Source organism: Microbispora bryophytorum, assembly GCF_006874465.1.
Classification (GTDB): domain Bacteria; phylum Actinomycetota; class Actinomycetes; order Streptosporangiales; family Streptosporangiaceae; genus Microbispora; species Microbispora bryophytorum.
Genome location: NZ_VIRL01000098.1, coordinates 1 through 455, shown reverse-complemented (window position 1 = coordinate 455; position 455 = coordinate 1). Strand labels below are relative to the sequence as shown.

Sequence of the window (455 nt, the reverse complement as noted above, 5' to 3'; positions counted from 1 at the left end):
CATGTCGACACCGGATAATCGTTCCGTCAATTTTTTTAGCTTGTTTCGCAGGGGGCAGCATTACGCGAAGACGTGGCCAATGGAAAAGCGCCTCGCGCCCGTGTTTGTAGAGAACCGCGTGATCCGTATGACACGTTACGCAATCCGTTTTATGCCGCCTATCGCCGTCTTCACCTTATGCTGGCAAATTGCGCTAGGGGGACAGTTGGGACCGGCCGTGGCGACCGCGCTGTTTGCGCTCAGCCTGCCGATGCAGGGCATGTGGTGGCTGGGTAAACGTTCCGTGACGCCGCTGCTGCCTTCAATACTCAACTGGTTCTACGAAGTTCGGGGTAAATTGCAAGAAGCCGGACAGGCGCTCTCTCCGGTAGAAGGAAAGCCGGATTACCAGGCGCTGGCTGACACGCTTAAGCGCGCCTTCAAACAACTGGATAAAACTTTCCTTGATGATTTGT

General features: G+C 54.9%; 1 protein-coding gene. It reads left to right on the top strand.

Annotation, left to right across the window (positions count from 1 at the left end; all coding sequences use genetic code 11):
- Position 1: 1 nt before the first annotated feature.
- A partial coding sequence (yfbV, locus tag FLX07_RS36010; RefSeq protein ID WP_142576445.1) for a terminus macrodomain insulation protein YfbV occupies positions 2–455 on the top strand: 454 nt, incomplete at its 3' end.